Raw genomic sequence first — 15,857 nt, forward strand, 5'->3', positions numbered from 1 at the left:
ATGACGACGCGTGGACGATGCAGTGCCGTGGCAATCACCGGGCAATGCAAGACCAACGATGCACCAGGGTGCGTGCCGTGCACGATGGCCAGCACAGGCGGCACCCCTGTGCTGGCGACTGCGGCGGTGCTAGCGACTTACCAGATGATGCGTGCGCTCAGGAACAGCGTCCGCGGCGAGGTGGACAGCGCCCCGTACTGGTTGATGCTGGCACGCGGGTTGTAGACGCCGTCCTGGCCCCAGTCGATGGCGTACTGATCGTAGTTGCGGAAGTTGAGCGCATTGATCAGATCCCCGCGCACCTGCACGGTCAACGCCTCGGTGACATGCATGTCCTTGGACAGCGACAGATCCAGCTGGCGCGTGCCGAAGATGTCGCCGCCGGCGATGAACTTGCCGCCCGGTGCATCCACCGAGACGATGCGGATGTTCTCCGACGGCTGGCCGCCGTACTGGTCGTAGGACACCGCCTCATTGCGCGGCGGCACCGTGGCCAGGGTCAGCTTGGCCGAGGCGCTGATGCCCCAGAACAAATCGTAGATGCCGGTCAGCACCAGGCGGTGGCGCGGCACTGCGTTCAGATCCAGGAACGGGTAGTCGGCGATGGTGGCCGCATCGAACCCGTAGCGCTCGTCGTTGCCGCGGTTGCCGCGTGCGCGCGAGAACGTGTAGGCCGCCGTCAGCCCCCAGCCGCTTTCCTGGGTATAGGGCTTGTCGGCCGACAGCAGCAGCTGTCCGGTCTTGGTTTCCACGCCGTTATTGCCGATCAGCAGCGAACCGAAGCCCGGCGGATTCTCGTTCCACGGCTGGCCGCCATTCTGGAAGAAATCGCCATTGGGATAGCGGTTGCCCAAGGTCAGGATCAGACCGTCCTTGCTGTGAATGTAGGACACCGTGGCCGAGGTGTTCCACTCGCCCAGCCGCGTGCGCAGGCCCAGCGAATACTGGTCGGAATAAGGCGTCTTCAGATCGTTGTTGAGCAGGTCGATCTCACCGTTGCGCACACCCGAATTGACCAGACCGCCGAGGCTTGCCGGGTCGCTGAGGTAGGCCGGGTTCCAGTTGACGCAGGTACCCGGCGCCGGCGTGCAGCCGGGCGCGGCCTCGGCGAAGCGGAGCGTGTACTGCGCCAGCGCCGACTTGACCTGCTCCAGCCCCAGGATGTCGAACAGGTTGCGGTCGTAGCTGCGTCCGGCACCGCCGAACAACACCAGCGATTCGTCGCCACGGAAATCGTAAGAAAAGCCCAGGCGCGGCGCGAAGTTGTTGTTGTCCTGCTTGCGGTTATTGCCGGTGCTGATGTAGTCGTTGATGTTGACGCCGCCCTTGGCCAGTTGCTCGGCGTAGGTGGCGCTCACCGTCGGGTCGGTGCCGGGGCCGTTCAAGGCCGCCACCACTTCCGGCGGGGTCACGTTGTCCAGGTAGGATGGAATCTTCTCGCCATCCCAGCGCACGCCCAGGTTCAATTGCAGCTTGTCGTTGACGTCCCAATCGTCCTGGATGTACAGGCCCAGCTGCTTGCTCTTGGTCGTCACCGAGGGCGCCGCACCGGCAAACGGCAGGTTGAACTTCACCTGGTACGGAATTGCCGAGGTTCCCAGGCCATCGGCCACCGCGTAATAGAACGAAGGATTGACCGTCGAGTTTTCGCTCTGGGTCAGCTCCACCTCCTTGTACTTCACGCCCATCTTGATGACGTGGCTGCCGTGCCAGTCGATGCTGTTGAAGGTCAGGTCGTTCTGGAAGCTCGGGCCTTTCTGTCCCTTGCGCTGGATCGCCAGGCCGCTGGTGGCGTTGTCGCGGATCAGCACATCGTCTTCGGCAACGCCGCGGGTATAGATGTTCTGGTTGCCCAGGGTGAAGGCATTGGGGTTGAACAGCACGTCCTCGTAGGAGACACGCGCCTCGTTGACGTAACGTTCGCCGAAATGCTGCCAGCGCAGGTCATAGCGCTCTTCGGTGTTGAGGTTGTTCTTGCCGGCGATGGCGGTGTTGCGGTCGCCCACGTCGTCGCGGCTCTTTTCGTCGCGGTACTTGGCGGTCAACTCCAGGCGATCGTTCTCGCCCACGTCCCAGTCGATCTTGCCGAAGTACAGATCTTCCTTGAACGGACGGGTGACCGAACCCAGGCGGCTCTGCACGCCGGCCGGCAGGTCGTCGCTGAGGGCGCTGAAGCTGTCCGGCACCGAGACCGGGTTGGCCGACACCTCGAAGCCCTTGCCTTCGTAGCTGACGAAGAAATGCGCCTTGTCCTTGACGATCGGCCCGCTGAAGGCCATGCCGTATTCGTCCTGGTGGGTCTGGCGCTTGCTGCCGTCGGCATTGGGCGCACCGGCGCGCTCGTCGGCCTGACGCGCGCGGAAGTCGGTATTGGTGGTGCGCCCGAAGATCTCACCGTGGAACTCGTTGCCGCCAGACTTGGTGGAGGCCACGATCGCCGCCGACCCCACCTGGTCGAACTCGGCCTTGTAGTTGGAGGTGATGACCTTGTATTCGCCGATCGCCAGCTGCGGGAACGGGTTGCCCGCGCTCTGCTCCTGGCCGGAGACGCCGCCGAACAGATAGCTCTTCTGGCCCACGCCGTCGATGTAGACGTTGACCGCCGAGCTGGCCTGCGCGCCACCGCGGATGCGGCTGTTGCCGTTGGGGTCGGTCTCGAACTGCATGCCGGGCACGGTGTCGGCGAACTCCAGGAAGTTGCGCGTCAGCTGCGGCACCGTGTTGATCTGCTTGAGCGACACATTGGTGCCCACTTCGGAGGTCTTGACCTCCTGCAGCGAGGTGGCGGTGACCTTGACCGTGTCCAGGGTAGTGGCGGTGCCATCGGCGGGCGTCGTCGCCTCGCCGCCACTGCCCAGATTCAGGCTCACCGACGAGGCCACCGACAAGGTCACCGTCTTCTCGGTACCCGGGCCGGCATCCACCTTGTAGGTGCCCGGCGGCAGGCCAACCAGGGCATAGCTGCCGTCCGGCCCGGTCGCCACGCGTCGCGTGGTGCCCGTGGCGACATTGGTGGCGGTCACCGTGGTGCCTGCCTGGGACGCGGCGACTTGCCCGCGCAGGGTGGCATTGCTGGACTGGGCCATGGCCGGGCTGGCGGCCAGCAACGAAGCGGCAAGGGCGCAGCACAGCAGGCTGCGCGCCGGCAGGGTGGAGACGGTACGGTAGGTCTTCATGACTTCCCCCTCCCAGGGGTCAGGCGCGTACCGGCAGCGTGGTCGGCGTGGCGCAGGGTGACGCGTTGTTTCAAGGACGAACGAGCAGCGGTAGCGGCAACGATAGAGTTATAAAAAACATAAGAAACCGTAAAGAATTCGTGAAGATGCGACAGGGTGCATAGACGTCAATGGCCCGGTGTGCCGCGGGCGGCGCTGGACGCACGCACGATCAGTTCCGGAACCATCTGCGAAAACGCCGGCGGCGCAGCGTCGGCAGGCGGTGCAGGCGCATCGACCAACTGCTGGCCCAGCAACAACTGCAACGCGCGCGCGCCCAGGCCGGCGATATCCACCCGCATCGTGGTCAGCGCAGGCAGCACGTAGCGCGCCATCGGCACATCGTCGAATCCAGCCAGCGCAATGTCCTGCGGCACCTTCAGCCCGGCGTGGCCGAGCGCGAACAGGCAGCCCAAGGCCATCATGTCGTTGGCGGCGAACACGGCGTCGGGCCGCGTGTCCCGGGCCAGCGCCTGGCCGGCGCGATAACCGGATTCTTCGTCGAAATTGCCGGGCAAGATCCAAGGCTGCGCGGCCGGGTCCAGCGCCAGTTCGTCGCGATACCCGCGCAGGCGCTCATGCGCATCGAAGTTGTCGTCCGGCCCGGCGATGAAGGCGATGCGGCGGTGGCCACTGTCGCGCAGATGCCGGGTCATGACCCGCGCGCCGCCGTAGTTGTCCACATTGAGCACCGGGCGCTGGCTGGCGCTGCCGGCGCAGTTGAGCAGCACCGCCGGCAGGCCACCGGGCAGCGCGTCTTCATGCACGCCCGAATCGCCCAGCGACGGCGACATCACCACCACGCCGTCCACGCGCCCGGGAAGGCGCTCCAGTGCACGGCGCTGCGCCTGCGGGTCGCCGTGCGAACTGGACACCAGCAGGTGATAGCCCTGCTCGCGCGCCACCTGGTCGATGCCGCGGATCAATTCGGAAAAGAATTCGCCATGCAGGTCCGGCAGCACCACCCCGATGGTGTGGGTGCGCCGGCTGCTCAGGCTGCGCGCGGCGTGGTGCGGGATGTAATTGAGCGCACGCGCCACCTGCAAGACCCGCTCGCGTACCGACTCGGCCACGTGCTGATGCCCGTTCATGGTGCGCGAGACCGTCGCCACCGACACCTGCGCTTCGCGCGCAACGTCCTTGATGGTGACGCTGCCGCCTTCGGACCGTGGCCGACTCATGCTGTGGCGTTCTCCAGGTCAACGCGCGTGGCACCGCGCGCCAGGGTGAGGCGCACGGCCTGCTGGCACCGAGCGCCCGTGTCACACAGGCACATGAATGACATCAGCCCCATCTGATGGAGACCCCCAAGCGAGATGCAGCGCACGCTAGCAGGAACTGCAAGCGCTTACATGATGCGCCGCAGCATTGGGCCAAACGCAAGTGGCGCAAGGGCTGAAGCCCGATCGCTGGACAAGTTTGTCCGAATAAGACATCAGCGGCCAATGTCGGACACTGGCCGGCAACGTGCCAGGAACTACGAAAACGTAACATCTACCCACCATACCGTGGCGCACGGTTTGCACCCGCCTTGCCGCCAATGCCTCCAGACAGCAAGATGCGCCGATCGATCAGGGGGAACATCGTGCGCATGTCGCTACCTACCGTCCGTGCAGGGCGGTTCCACTTCGCCGCGTGGCTGCTGCTGGCCGCGCTGTGCGTGAGCGGCTGCCAGCGCAACCAGACCGCGCCCGCACTGCCCGGCGCCAAGGCCGAGCCGGCCGCGGCGATGCAGGCGATGACCCTGCCGTTGCGGCGCAATGATCTGGTGGCGTATGCGCGTATCCGGGTGACGCCTGCGCAATACGCCCAGCTGGAGGCGGCGTGGCGCAGCGGTGTCAGCCGTTGGCCGCTGACCGAACTGCCGCTGCCCAATGAAGTCGGCGCGCTGCTCGGGTCGTTGTCGGCGCCCGATGCCGAACGCCGCCTGCAGCAGGCCTTCGATGCGCAGCTGGCCGGCCAGGCCCAGGGCATCGCGCAGGCGGCGCAATCGCTGGGCCAGTTCGGCGTGCAATACCTGCGTAGCCGCAACGACTACCAGCCCGAGCAGCGCGCCCATTACGTGCAGTTGGTCGACGCCTTGAGCGCGTGGGCCGCCACTGCGCCGCTGGCCGATCGCCCCCGCGCCAAGGCCAGCATCGCCGACCTGGTGACCGCCGCCCGTGCCACCGGCATCACCTCCGATGCCGACCTGCAGCGGCTGGGCATGGAAGAAAGCCTGCGCCGGCTCGGGCCGTTCTGGGAAACCTGCAAGAAGGTGCTGGAGCGCTACGACCTGTCGATCGACGGCAGCCTGGACGCACTGCGGACCGGCTTGATCAAGCAGGATGCCGACACCGCCCAGGTACGGCTGCGCTATCCGCTGGCCGCCCACGATATCGATCTGAACGTCGCGCTGATCAAGCGCGAGGGCCACTGGTACCAGCTGCAGACCCAGAACGAAGTGCAGGCGCTGCTCGATGCCCAGGCCGCGCCCTTACCCAGCGCCACTGCAGTGCCCGACACCGCAGCGGTCGCGCCGGCGAAGGCTGCCGACACCGGGCAACGCCCGGCTGGGCGATAATGACCGTGATGCCAGAACAGAATCCCCTGCCGTTCCCGGACGGCCAGCCCAGCCCGCCCAGCACTGCCGCAGCCGACACCGGCGCCACGACGGCGGCCTTGCCGCTCGCCGAGCCGGTGCCGCCGGCGGTTGCGCCATCGATCGCCCCCGGCGTTGCCGCGGCGCGCAGCGCCAAGCGCCCCTGGTGGGCGCGCCTGCTCGGCCGCCTGGCCGACCCCTGGCTGAGCCTGACCATCGAGCCGGACCAACCCGGTCGCTACGACGACGGCCGCCCGGTGGTGTACGTGCTGGAAGACTACGGCATGTCCAATGCGCTGATTTTGGACAAGGCCTGTCGCGAAGTCGGCCTGCCGTCGCCGCTGGTGCCGTTGCCGGGCGACCCGCTGGAGCGCAAGCGGGCCTACCTGGCGCTCTCACGGCGCAGCAGCAGCAATTCGCTGATTCCCGAGCAGCGCGGCGGCAAGACCCACTCCGATTCGCTGGCCAAGTTGCTGCAGGCGCACCGCGTGCGCGCCGACCTGGACGTGCATCTGGTGCCGGTATCGATCTTCGTCGGCCGCGCGCCGGACAAGCAGAGCGGCTGGTTCGCCGTGCTGTTCTCCGAAAACTGGGCGCTGGTTGGCCGCTTCCGCCGCCTGCTGTCGGTCTTGCTCAACGGCCGCACCACCATCGTGCGCTTCGCCCCGCCGATTTCGTTGCGCCAGACCATGGCCGAAGGGCTGCCGCCCGAGCGCACCTTGCGCAAGTTGCAGCGCGTGTTGCGCACGCACTTCCGGCGCATCCGCGAAGCGGTGATCGGCCCGGACTTGTCTACCCGCCGTTTGCTGGTGGACCAGGTGCTGGCCGCCGAGTCGGTGCGCGAAGCCATCGCCATCCAGGCCAAGCGCGACAATTCCAAGCCGGTCGATGCCTGGCGCAAGGCGCATGCCTATGCGTGGGAAATCGCCGCCGACTATTCCAGCCCGGTGGTCCGCTCGGCCAGCTTCCTGCTGACCCACGTGTGGAACCGCATCTACGCCGGCGTGCTGGTGCATCACCTGGACAAGCTCAAGCAGGCCGCGCCCGGGCATGAAGTGGTGTACGTACCCAGCCACCGCAGCCACATGGACTACCTGTTGCTGAGCTACCTGCTGTACGAACGCGGCATCGTGCCGCCGCACATCGTGGCCGGCATCAACCTCAACCTGCCGGTGGTCGGCACGTTGCTGCGCAAGGGCGGCGCGTTCTTCATCCGCCGCTCGATCAAGGGCAATGCGCTGTATTCGGCCGTGCTCAGCGAATACGTCGCCCAACTGGTGGCCGGCGGCTATTCCATCGAATATTTCGTCGAAGGCGGGCGTTCGCGCACCGGGCGTCTGCTGCAGCCCAAGGGCGGCATGATCGCGATGACGCTGCGCGCGTATCTGCGCCAGCCGCGCAAGCCGGTGCTGTTCCAGCCGGTATACATCGGCTACGAAAAGTTGATGGAAGGCAACAGCTACCTGGACGAGCTCACCGGCCGGCCGAAGGAAAAGGAATCCATCTGGGGCCTGCTGTGGTCCATCCCCAAGGTGCTCAAGCAGAACTACGGCCAGGTGGTGGTGAACTTCGGCGAGCCGATCGCGCTCAACGACGTGCTGGCCAGGCACGCGCCCGATTGGGACGGCCAGCCGCTGCCGGAAGACGAAAAACCCACCTGGCTGGCGCCCGCGGTGGACATGCTGTCTACGCAGATCCAGACCCGCATCAACTGCGCCGCCGACGTCAATCCGATCAACCTGCTGGCGCTGGCCCTGCTGTCCACGCCCAAGCACGCGATGGGCGAGGCCGACCTGATCGCGCAGATCGAGTTGTGCAAGAAGCTGCTGGCCGAAATGCCGTACTCGGACCGCGTCACCGTCACCCCGCACACGCCGGCGCGCATCATCACCCACGCCGAAGAGATCAACGTGCTCACGCGCGTGTCGCACCCGCTGGGCGATGTGCTCAGCGTCAGCGGCGATACCGCGGTGCTGCTGAGCTACTTCCGCAACAACGTGCTGCACCTGTTCACCGCTTCTTCGTGGGTGGCGTGCTGCTTCCAGAACAACCGCCGCATGAGCCGCGCCGGTCTGTTGCGCCTGGGCCGCACGGTGTATCCGTTCCTGCAGGCCGAGTTGTTCCTGCCGTGGAGCGAAGACCGCTTTGCCGAACGCATCGAACAGACCATCGACATGTTCGTGCGCGAAGGCCTGCTGCTCAACGTCACCGACGACGACGGCGGCATCCTGACCCGCAACACCGGGCAGACCGACGAAGTGTTCCGCCTGCGCGCGATCGGCCATTCGCTGCAACAAGCGTTCGAGCGCTATTACATCGCCATTTCGGTGCTGGTGAAGAACGGCCCGGGCGTGCTCGGTGCCGGCGAACTGGAAAGCCTGTGCCAGCAGGCCGCGCAGCGTCTGAGCCTGCTGTATGCACCGGCCGCGCCGGAGTTCTTCGACAAGACCCTGTTCCGCGGCTTCATCCAGAAATTGCGCGAGTTGCGCCTGGTGTGGCCGGACGACAACAGCAAGCTGATGTTCGACGAGCGCCTGGATGCCTGGGCCAAGGACGCCAAGTTCATTCTCGGCCGCGAACTGCGCCATACCATCGAACGCGTCAGCCCGGCAGCGGCCAAGCCGGACGTGGCTGTGCCGCCGCAGTAAAAGCGACTGACAAGACGTGGCGAGCAGTCGTCAGGTGGGTGTGGACGGCGGGCAGGAACCGGAGCGTACGCGTGGTACATGCCGATACCGGGCACCGGCCGCGCCCGCCTGGCGGCTGCACAGTCGTTTTGTTGGATGCTCTAGGCCGTTGGCGAATGCCTTCACGTCTTGCAGGGCGCGTCGGGCGCGTGGCGAGGTGGCGGTAGGCGAGCGCCGGCGGCTTTCACACAGCGGTTCCGTTCGCTTCATCGGGCGCTTGCAGCGTTCCCGTTAGCATCGCAGCACCTTTCACTGTGATCGGCTGCGTTGCACCACGGGCGTCGCCGACAGGAGACTTGCATGCGCGCAGCCATCCACACCCAGTTCGGCGACCCGGCCAAGGTGCTCGAACTCGGCGAACGGCCCACACCGCAACCCGGCAAGGGCCAGGTCCGCATCGCGATGCGGCGTTCGCCCATCCACAACCATGACCTGTGGACGGTGCGCGGCAACTACGGCTACAAGCCCACGCTGCCGGCGATCGGCGGCAGCGAAGGGTCTGGCGTGATCGATGCGCTGGGCGAAGGCGTGCAGGGCCTGCAGGTCGGCCAGCGTGTCGTCGCCGCCGGCGTGCACGAGAGCTGGGCCGACTACTTTCTGGCCGACGCAACCGGCGTGGTCCCGCTGCCCGACGCACTGGATGACGACCGCGGCTGCCAGCTCATCGCCATGCCGCTGAGCGCGTTGATGCTGATCGAGTTCCTGAATGTCGACAAAGGCGACTGGATTGTGCAGAACACCGCCAACGGCGCGGTCGGCAAGACTGTGGCCATGCTGGCTGCGGCACGCGGCATCAACGTGATCAATCTGGTGCGTCGCGATGCCGGCGTGGACGAACTCAAGGCACTGGGGATCGGGAATGCGGTGTCGACCGCGCAGGACGGTTGGCAAGACCGCGTGCGCGCGCTGGCCGGCGATGCACCGATCGTGCGCGCGATCGACTCGGTGGCCGGCAAGGCGGCAGGCGAGCTGATGGGGCTGCTCGCCGAGGGCGGCGAGTTGATCTCGTTCGGCTCGATGACCGGCGAACCGCTGGAGATTGCCAGCGGCAATGTGATCTTCAAGCAGGCCACCGTGCGCGGCTTCTGGGGCAGCAAGGTCATGGCCGCCACCAAGTCCGAGGACAAGCGCCGCATGATCGGCGAGCTGTTGAAGGCCGCGCTCGACGGCAGCCTGGCGCTGCCGGTGGAAGCGGTGTTCGATCTGGAAGACGCGGCCAAGGCGGCAGCGGCCAGTGCCGAACCGGGGCGAGGTGGCAAGATCCTGCTGCGCGCCGGTTGAGCGGGGTGCGCCGATCGAAACAGCGCCAGCGCGGGGACGGAGTGGCAGGTCGCCCGCGCTGGCTGGATGGCAGTGTTGCTTGCGCGGTGGAACTCTCAGAGCGGTTCCTAGCGAGCACTGATCTTTCGTGCGCCGCGCGGTTGTATGTGTCGTGTGGCCGATGTGGGTATTGATCCGTTGCAGCCAGCGGTCGTTCGCAGTTAGCGCTGCGCAATCAGAGTAGAGCGACTTGGCCGTTGACAACGTTCAGCACTCGTACCCTCATCCGCCCCTTCGGGGCACCTTCTCCCGGTGGGAGAAGGGAGCTTATCGGCGCGATGGGTTTAGCCGGTTCGATGCAGGAGACGTGCAGTTCCGGCTGCGATGCAGTGAGCTTCTCCAGGTACGAGAAGGAATGTCTCGACGCGAAGCGCTAGAGCCTGCTTCGGCGAAATAAGGAAGCCGCGAACCAGCGCTTTACAGAGCCTCATCCCACCAGCACAGATCAAAGCCTCTCCTCACGTCGGGGCCAGAAGGCATGGCTGGTGCGCCCCTGGGCGTGCCTTCGGGTGCCCGCGTCGCAAGCGCGGGGTCTGGGTGAGGGACCGTTTCTGCAGCTGACGCAAGCTCCCGCCAACCAGCCATCACGCCGGCTCGTCGGGCACCAACTCCATCTCCAGCCGCGTGATGCAGTCCTTGATGTGCAGCTTGCGCTTCTTCAAGCGCTTCATCTGCAGCTCGTCGTCCAGGTTCGCGGGCACGCGCTGGATCTCCTCGTCCAACGCGCGGTGGGCGCGTCGCAACTCGGCGATCTGTTCGACGATCTCGGCGGTTGACAGGGTTTCCACCCCCCGAGCATACACAACCCCGGGCTGCGCGCGTCACCCACGCTTGCCAAGCGGCCCGGGGCTGCGACAATGCCCGCGCGCCGCGGGGAAACGGCGGCGCGCCCCGTCCATCATTGCCGCGCGGCTACGGCCGTCGAGAAAGGAGTCTTTCGATGCGTCTGCATCCTTCCCTGCTGGCCCTGGGCCTGTTCGCCGCCGCCAACCTGGCCAGCGCCGCCGATGTCGCCAAGTACGACGGCTTTCTGTGCTGCAACCTGCGCACCGACGGCAGCTGGATCAGCGACAGCAACTACGCCGAAGACGGCAAGCGCATGCTCCCGGTCGGCACCCCGGTCAGCGTCACCGGCTTCGGCCGCAACCGCGTCAACCTCAAGATCGCCGGCGAAAAGCAGTCCATCGGCAACGATTACAGCCGCGACCTGGACAACACCGCCTTTGCCGCCCGGTATGTCGTCACCACCGACCCCAAGCTCAAGCTCGCTACCTTCCCGCCCAAGATTCGCCAGGCGATCAACGATGGCAAGCTCACCGGCGGCATGACCCGCGAACAGGTGCTGATGGCGGTCGGCTACCCGATCAGCAGCGAAAACCCCAACCTGGACGCCTCGCTGTGGCGCTACTGGCGCGACAGCTTCTCCGAGTACCAGGTGCAGTTCGGCCCCAGCGGCAAGCTGGTCAAGGTCACCGCCGATCCGCAGGTGATGAATTTGATCTGGGTGCCGTGAGGCACTCAGCGGAGCAACAGGCGCCGGCGTGAGCCGGCACCTGTCATCGCCCCACGGTTGCTGATCACTGATGTCGCGTGCGTGCGCGCTGGCGAATGCAAGGCATCGACGACACCGCGCGGGTTCATTGAACGTGCGACCCCGACGAGGGAAGACATGCACGATGGTGAATTGATTATCCCGCCCGACACACTGGCCGATCCGGAGGCCTTCGAACTGCTGCGTCTATGGGCCGCGAATGAATAGCTGCACGTGAGCATCAATCGCGATCTGGGTGGCGGTGCAGAGGACATCGGCGAACTGCTTGCGGATCTGTTCGAGCATGCTTCGCGGATGTACGCACAGCGCGATGGCATGCCGCTCGCGCAATGTCGCACGCTGATGCTGGATGACTTCTTGCGACGCGTTGCCGACCCGAGCGGTCGGCAAGAGGGAGCGCTGCCAGTCGAGCACTAGCGGCACCGTGCAAGGCCCTTGTTGCGCGATCGCGCGTCCCGGGCAAGCCTCTATTGACTGCGATGACTCGGTTAGCAGTGCGCCGGGCACGGACGCATCGCCGTGCTGCCTTTTGGATACCATCGAGGCTGGCTTTCTCGCCCAAGGGCAAAGATCCTGGCGTCACTGGCCTTCCCGACCAACACCTGATGAGAGCGTCCTGATGAGAGTGTCATGCAGCGAGATCTGATTCTGTATCCCAAAGACGATAACGGCGACACGCTCTGGCATATCGCACAGCAAGGTGTCGACCTTTCAAAGCCGCGGGAAATCGCTTTTTCGGTGGTCTTCCCCAGCAAGGAATCGGCGCTGGAGTTCTCGGTGAAGATGCTTCGCTTCGAGCAGAAAGTCCGCTGCTGTCATTACCCGGAAAACACGGCGTTTCCCATGGATGTGACGGTGTATCCGACCATGGTGCCGTCGTACAAGGCGATTTCGGCGTTCGAGGAAGACCTGGCAGCCGAGGCCAAGCCCCTGGACGGCTTGAACGACGGATGGGAATTCTTCGGGGACGCGAAGGACGCCTGAGCGCTCGACCGGTTCGAGGACTGCACGGCGTGCAGATTCTCCTATCAGCGCTTCCGCATCAGCGTGCTGACTGCGGCACACGTCGCAGCTGCGACACGTCGTAGCCCATCGCCGCGATACGCTCGACCGCTTGCTGATAGTCGGCATCGGAGACCTGCGGGGTACGCGCCATGTACCAGACGTAGTCGCGCTTGCTGCGCGCCACGATGGTCTGCGTATAGGCTGCGTCCCGCCAGGCGATCACGTACTCGGCCTTGAACGGCCAGAAGAACTGCATGCGCCAGAGCGCGCCATTGCCTTCCTTCGCCACCTGGCCGATCGGATGCATGGATTTGAGCGGCGCCTGGAAGCTGCCCTTGCGAAAGGTGAAGGTGGTCTGGATGCGACCATCCGGTCGCAGCGCGTAGCTCTCCACCGCGTCGTAGGCGCTGCGCTCGGGCCGGGTCGGAATATGCGCAATCACATACCAGTCGCCCATGAAGCGCGGCACATCAACGGTGTCTGCGCGGGGCAGGGCAGCGCGTGAATCGCTTGCGCCAGCACTGCCGTGGACCGCGAGCGTGAGTAACAACAGCATCGAACTACGTCGCATGACACTTCTACCTAAGAGGGCACGTCTAAAGCAATACGTAGCTGCACTGCGTCTGGATGCGAGCCCATGCGATGTGGTCCCAGCCTGGAGGCAAGACTGGTGTTGGTGCGTGCGACATCTCGGTGCCGTTTGCCGAGTCATCTGCGTTCAAGAGCCAAATAAAGAGCCTCTCAAACGCCAGAAACGCCCAATTTATGCCGTGAGTATTGTTCAACCCTCAGCCGCCGTGATGACGACAAGGTGCGCGGAAGCATCGAGCTGAAAGGACGTTTCTTCCACCGTTAGCTGCCCAGCGATCACTGACTCGATGGATCTCGGCGGGCGGTTGCCCAACGGCACTCACCAAGGCGATACCGCGTCTTCCCCATACGGATAAATCGTCGCGATCGTTCCATCTGCAGCATGTTCCAGCGGTGCCATCTTGATGCTGCGCAGATGCGTCTGGCCGCCCGAAAGCACGCTGTCGTGATAGAACAGATACCACTGCTCCTGGAACAAGCAGATGGAGTGATGCGTGGTCCAGCCGACCACCGGTGCGAGCAGCACGCCCTGGTAGTTGAACGGGCCGTAGGGTGAGTCGCTGGTGGCGTAGCAAATCTGGTGGGTGTCGCCGGTGGAATACGACAGGTAGTACCGACCTGCATGTTGGTGGACCCAGGGACCTTCGAAGAAGCGGCGGGCGTGGTCGTCTGCGCGCAGCGGGGCGCCGTGTTCGTCGAGGATGACGACTTCGCGGCTGGGTTCGGCCAGTTCGGTCATGTGCGCGTGCAGGCGCGCCACGCGCGGGCCAAGTGCGGGTGCCTCGCCCACCGGTTCCTGATGCGTCTGCGCGTAGACATTATCGCGGTAGTGCTGCAGCTGGCCGCCCCAGATGCCGCCGAAGTACAGGTAATGCGCGCCGTCGTCGGCGGCGAGTACGGCCGGGTCAATCGAGTAGGTTCCGGCGATGGGCTGCGGCTCGGCGACGAACGGGCCTTCGGGGCGATCGCCCACCGCCACGCCGATCTGGAATATGCCGTCGGCGCGTTTTGCGGGGAAGTACAGATAGGTCTTGCCGTTGCGTTGTGCCGCATCCGGTGCCCACATCTGCCGCTGCGCCCAGGGCACATCGCGCACATGCAGCACTTGCCCGAGGTCTTCCACCGCCGCACCTGGATGCGCCATGCGCAACACGTGGTAGTCGGCCATGTCGAAATGCGAGCCGTCGTCGCTGAAGGCCACGCCGGCATCGAGGTCGTGCGAGGGATAGATATACAGCGCACCGTCGAATACATGTGCGGACGGGTCGGCGGTGTAGAGGTGGGTGACCAGCGGTGCGGAAATGGCGGTGCGCGCCAGCGCCTGCAGATTAGCGGCTTGCAGTTCATCGGACATGCGCGTACCTGTGCATGAAGTGGGAGGGGAGGTCAGACAGTGGCGAGCGGTGCGGCCTGGCGGCGCATGCCCAGTTCGTGCTCGATGCGGGTTTCCAGCGCCTTGTCGATTTCGTACAGCGCCAGCAATGCAGTGCCGAGCAGGAACGGAAGCGAGGCGTACACGCTGATGGCCAGGCGGATGCCGTTGGTGACGGCCGCGCCTTGCTGCGGCAGTGCTGCGTTATAGCCATAAAACGCCAGGATGCCGGCGACCAGTGCGCCGCCTACGCTCAGTCCGATCTTCAAGCCGCACAACATCGCCGAGAAGATGATGGCGGTGGCGCGGCGGTGGTTCTTCCACTCCGAGTAATCGGCCACATCGGCGATCATGGCCCACAGCAACGGGATGGTGATGCCGTAGAAATACCCGTGCAGGACGTAGGAAGCGAACACCCAGCCGATCGCATTCGGTGGGTATAGATAGAACGCCAGCAGGAACAGCGTGGAGATCAGCAGCGCGCCGCCGAAGACATTGCGCTTGCCAAAGCGGTCGGCCAGGCGTTTGGAAAAACCGATGCCCACGATCATCGCCAGGATGCCGCCGGCGCTGAACACGCTAAACGCGGAAGTCGGTGCGTCCTGTGGCCACTGCAACGCGCTCATGCCGGCGCCAGTCAGGACGCTGTTGATGCCGGCGATGAAGCGGTTGAACCCGGCGTGGTCGAGAAACTGCGTCAACGCATTCGCGTCGAGGTAGTACTTGAAGTAGTAGATGTACATCCCGCCCTTCATCGCCAGATTGATGAAGACCAGGATGGTGAGCGCCAGCATCACCAGCCAGGGCTTGTTGCGGACCAGATCGGTCAGGTCCTGGCGCACGCTGTTGCGTTGTTCGCTGATCGGCAGCACCCGCTCGCGCGTGGTGAAGAAGGTGATCAGAAAGCACAGCGTGCCGATCGCCGCGAACAGCGCCATGGTGTTGCGAAAGCCCTGCGCCTTGTCGCCATTGCCCAGAATCAAGACCAACGGCAGCAACAGCACCTGGATGATGAACTGCGCAAAGGTCACCGCCAGAAAGCGATACGCCGACAAGCTGTTGCGCTGCTCCATGCTGCCAGTGAGCACGCCGCTCAAGGCCGAGTACGGCAGGTTGTTGGCGACGTACACCAGCATCAGCAAGGTGTAGGTGGCAAAGGCGTAGGCGATCTTGCCCTGCTCGCCGAGCGTGGGCGTATTGAAGGCGGCCAGCGACAACGCCCCGAAGGGCAGTGCGGTCCACAGGATCCACGGGCGGAACTTGCCCCAGCGGGTGCGCGTGCGATCGGCCAAGATACCGATGACCGGCGTAAACACGAACGCGCCCAGCATGCCGACCACAAAGATCAGCGTCGCTGCCACGCTGGCAGGTATGCGGAACACATCGGTGTAGAAGAACGCCAGGAAAGTGACCAGCGTCTGGAAGATCAGATTGGCGGCCAGGTCGCCCAGGCTATAGCCGATCTTTTCGCGCAAGGAGAGCTGCTGTGACCGATCGTTCATGAGATGGGACGGACTCGAAGAATGCTGCGGAA

At 65.0% G+C, this 15,857-nt stretch carries 12 protein-coding genes and 1 other RNA gene; 6 read left to right on the forward strand and 7 right to left on the reverse strand.

Features of this window, described 5'->3' with window-relative positions; translation table 11 throughout:
* Positions 1-137 precede the first annotated feature (137 nt).
* Together J7396_RS21115 and J7396_RS21120 are read right to left on the reverse strand one after the other, a co-directional pair.
* Positions 138-3,176, reverse strand: coding sequence for a TonB-dependent receptor (locus J7396_RS21115; protein ID WP_008571911.1), 3,039 nt, complete (start codon positions 3,174-3,176; stop codon positions 138-140).
* Between the two features lie 167 nt (positions 3,177-3,343).
* Positions 3,344-4,396, reverse strand: coding sequence for a LacI family DNA-binding transcriptional regulator (locus tag J7396_RS21120; protein ID WP_209262057.1), 1,053 nt, complete (start codon positions 4,394-4,396; stop codon positions 3,344-3,346).
* Between the two features lie 410 nt (positions 4,397-4,806).
* Here J7396_RS21120 and J7396_RS21125 point away from each other — a divergent pair, with 410 nt between their 5' ends.
* Together J7396_RS21125 and plsB are read left to right on the forward strand one after the other, a co-directional pair.
* Positions 4,807-5,778, forward strand: coding sequence for a hypothetical protein (locus tag J7396_RS21125; protein WP_209262058.1), 972 nt, complete (start codon positions 4,807-4,809; stop codon positions 5,776-5,778).
* On the forward strand, positions 5,778-8,444 hold the full coding sequence (gene plsB / locus J7396_RS21130) for a glycerol-3-phosphate 1-O-acyltransferase PlsB (RefSeq protein ID WP_011349118.1): 2,667 nt from the start codon (positions 5,778-5,780) through the stop codon (positions 8,442-8,444). Before J7396_RS21125 ends, plsB begins: the two co-directional genes overlap by 1 nt.
* 4 nt (positions 8,445-8,448) lie before the next feature.
* On the opposite strand, the gene J7396_RS21135 is transcribed toward plsB, so the two are convergent.
* Positions 8,449-8,524: non-coding RNA, sX9 sRNA (locus J7396_RS21135), on the reverse strand.
* A gap of 259 nt (positions 8,525-8,783) precedes the next feature.
* Here J7396_RS21135 and J7396_RS21140 point away from each other — a divergent pair.
* Positions 8,784-9,764: a zinc-binding dehydrogenase gene (locus J7396_RS21140; RefSeq protein ID WP_209262059.1), complete on the forward strand. Its 981-nt coding sequence runs from the start codon at positions 8,784-8,786 to the stop codon at positions 9,762-9,764.
* A gap of 623 nt (positions 9,765-10,387) precedes the next feature.
* Here the strand turns inward: J7396_RS21140 and J7396_RS21145 are convergent.
* Complete coding sequence (locus tag J7396_RS21145) at positions 10,388-10,591, reverse strand: YdcH family protein (protein WP_008573820.1); 204 nt, start codon at positions 10,589-10,591, stop codon at positions 10,388-10,390.
* Positions 10,592-10,743: 152 nt separating this feature from the next.
* On the opposite strand from J7396_RS21145, the gene J7396_RS21150 reads away from it, so the two are divergent.
* The 3 genes from J7396_RS21150 (at position 10,744) to J7396_RS21160 (ending at position 12,339) form a co-directional block, all read left to right on the forward strand.
* Positions 10,744-11,316, forward strand: a complete 573-nt coding sequence (locus tag J7396_RS21150; RefSeq protein WP_008573822.1) for a hypothetical protein — start codon at positions 10,744-10,746, stop codon at positions 11,314-11,316.
* Between the two features lie 252 nt (positions 11,317-11,568).
* Complete coding sequence (locus tag J7396_RS21155; protein ID WP_209262060.1) at positions 11,569-11,772, forward strand: DUF5076 domain-containing protein; 204 nt, start codon at positions 11,569-11,571, stop codon at positions 11,770-11,772.
* 213 nt (positions 11,773-11,985) lie between these two features.
* Positions 11,986-12,339, forward strand: coding sequence for a ribonuclease E inhibitor RraB (locus J7396_RS21160; protein ID WP_011349114.1), 354 nt, complete (start codon positions 11,986-11,988; stop codon positions 12,337-12,339).
* A 58-nt stretch (positions 12,340-12,397) separates the two neighbouring features.
* Here J7396_RS21160 and J7396_RS21165 read toward each other — a convergent pair whose 3' ends face one another.
* The 3 genes from J7396_RS21165 to J7396_RS21175 form a co-directional block, all read right to left on the reverse strand.
* A complete protein-coding gene (locus J7396_RS21165; RefSeq protein ID WP_209262061.1) occupies positions 12,398-12,931 on the reverse strand; it encodes a lipocalin family protein in 534 nt (177 codons plus the stop codon).
* Positions 12,932-13,270: 339 nt separating this feature from the next.
* Complete coding sequence (locus J7396_RS21170; protein WP_008573829.1) at positions 13,271-14,305, reverse strand: glycoside hydrolase family 43 protein; 1,035 nt, start codon at positions 14,303-14,305, stop codon at positions 13,271-13,273.
* Positions 14,306-14,337: 32 nt separating this feature from the next.
* Complete coding sequence (locus J7396_RS21175) at positions 14,338-15,825, reverse strand: MFS transporter (protein ID WP_209262062.1); 1,488 nt, start codon at positions 15,823-15,825, stop codon at positions 14,338-14,340.
* Positions 15,826-15,857: the final 32 nt, after the last annotated feature.

The sequence above is a fragment of the Xanthomonas sp. A1809 genome (assembly GCF_017746015.1).
GTDB lineage: Bacteria > Pseudomonadota > Gammaproteobacteria > Xanthomonadales > Xanthomonadaceae > Xanthomonas > Xanthomonas euvesicatoria.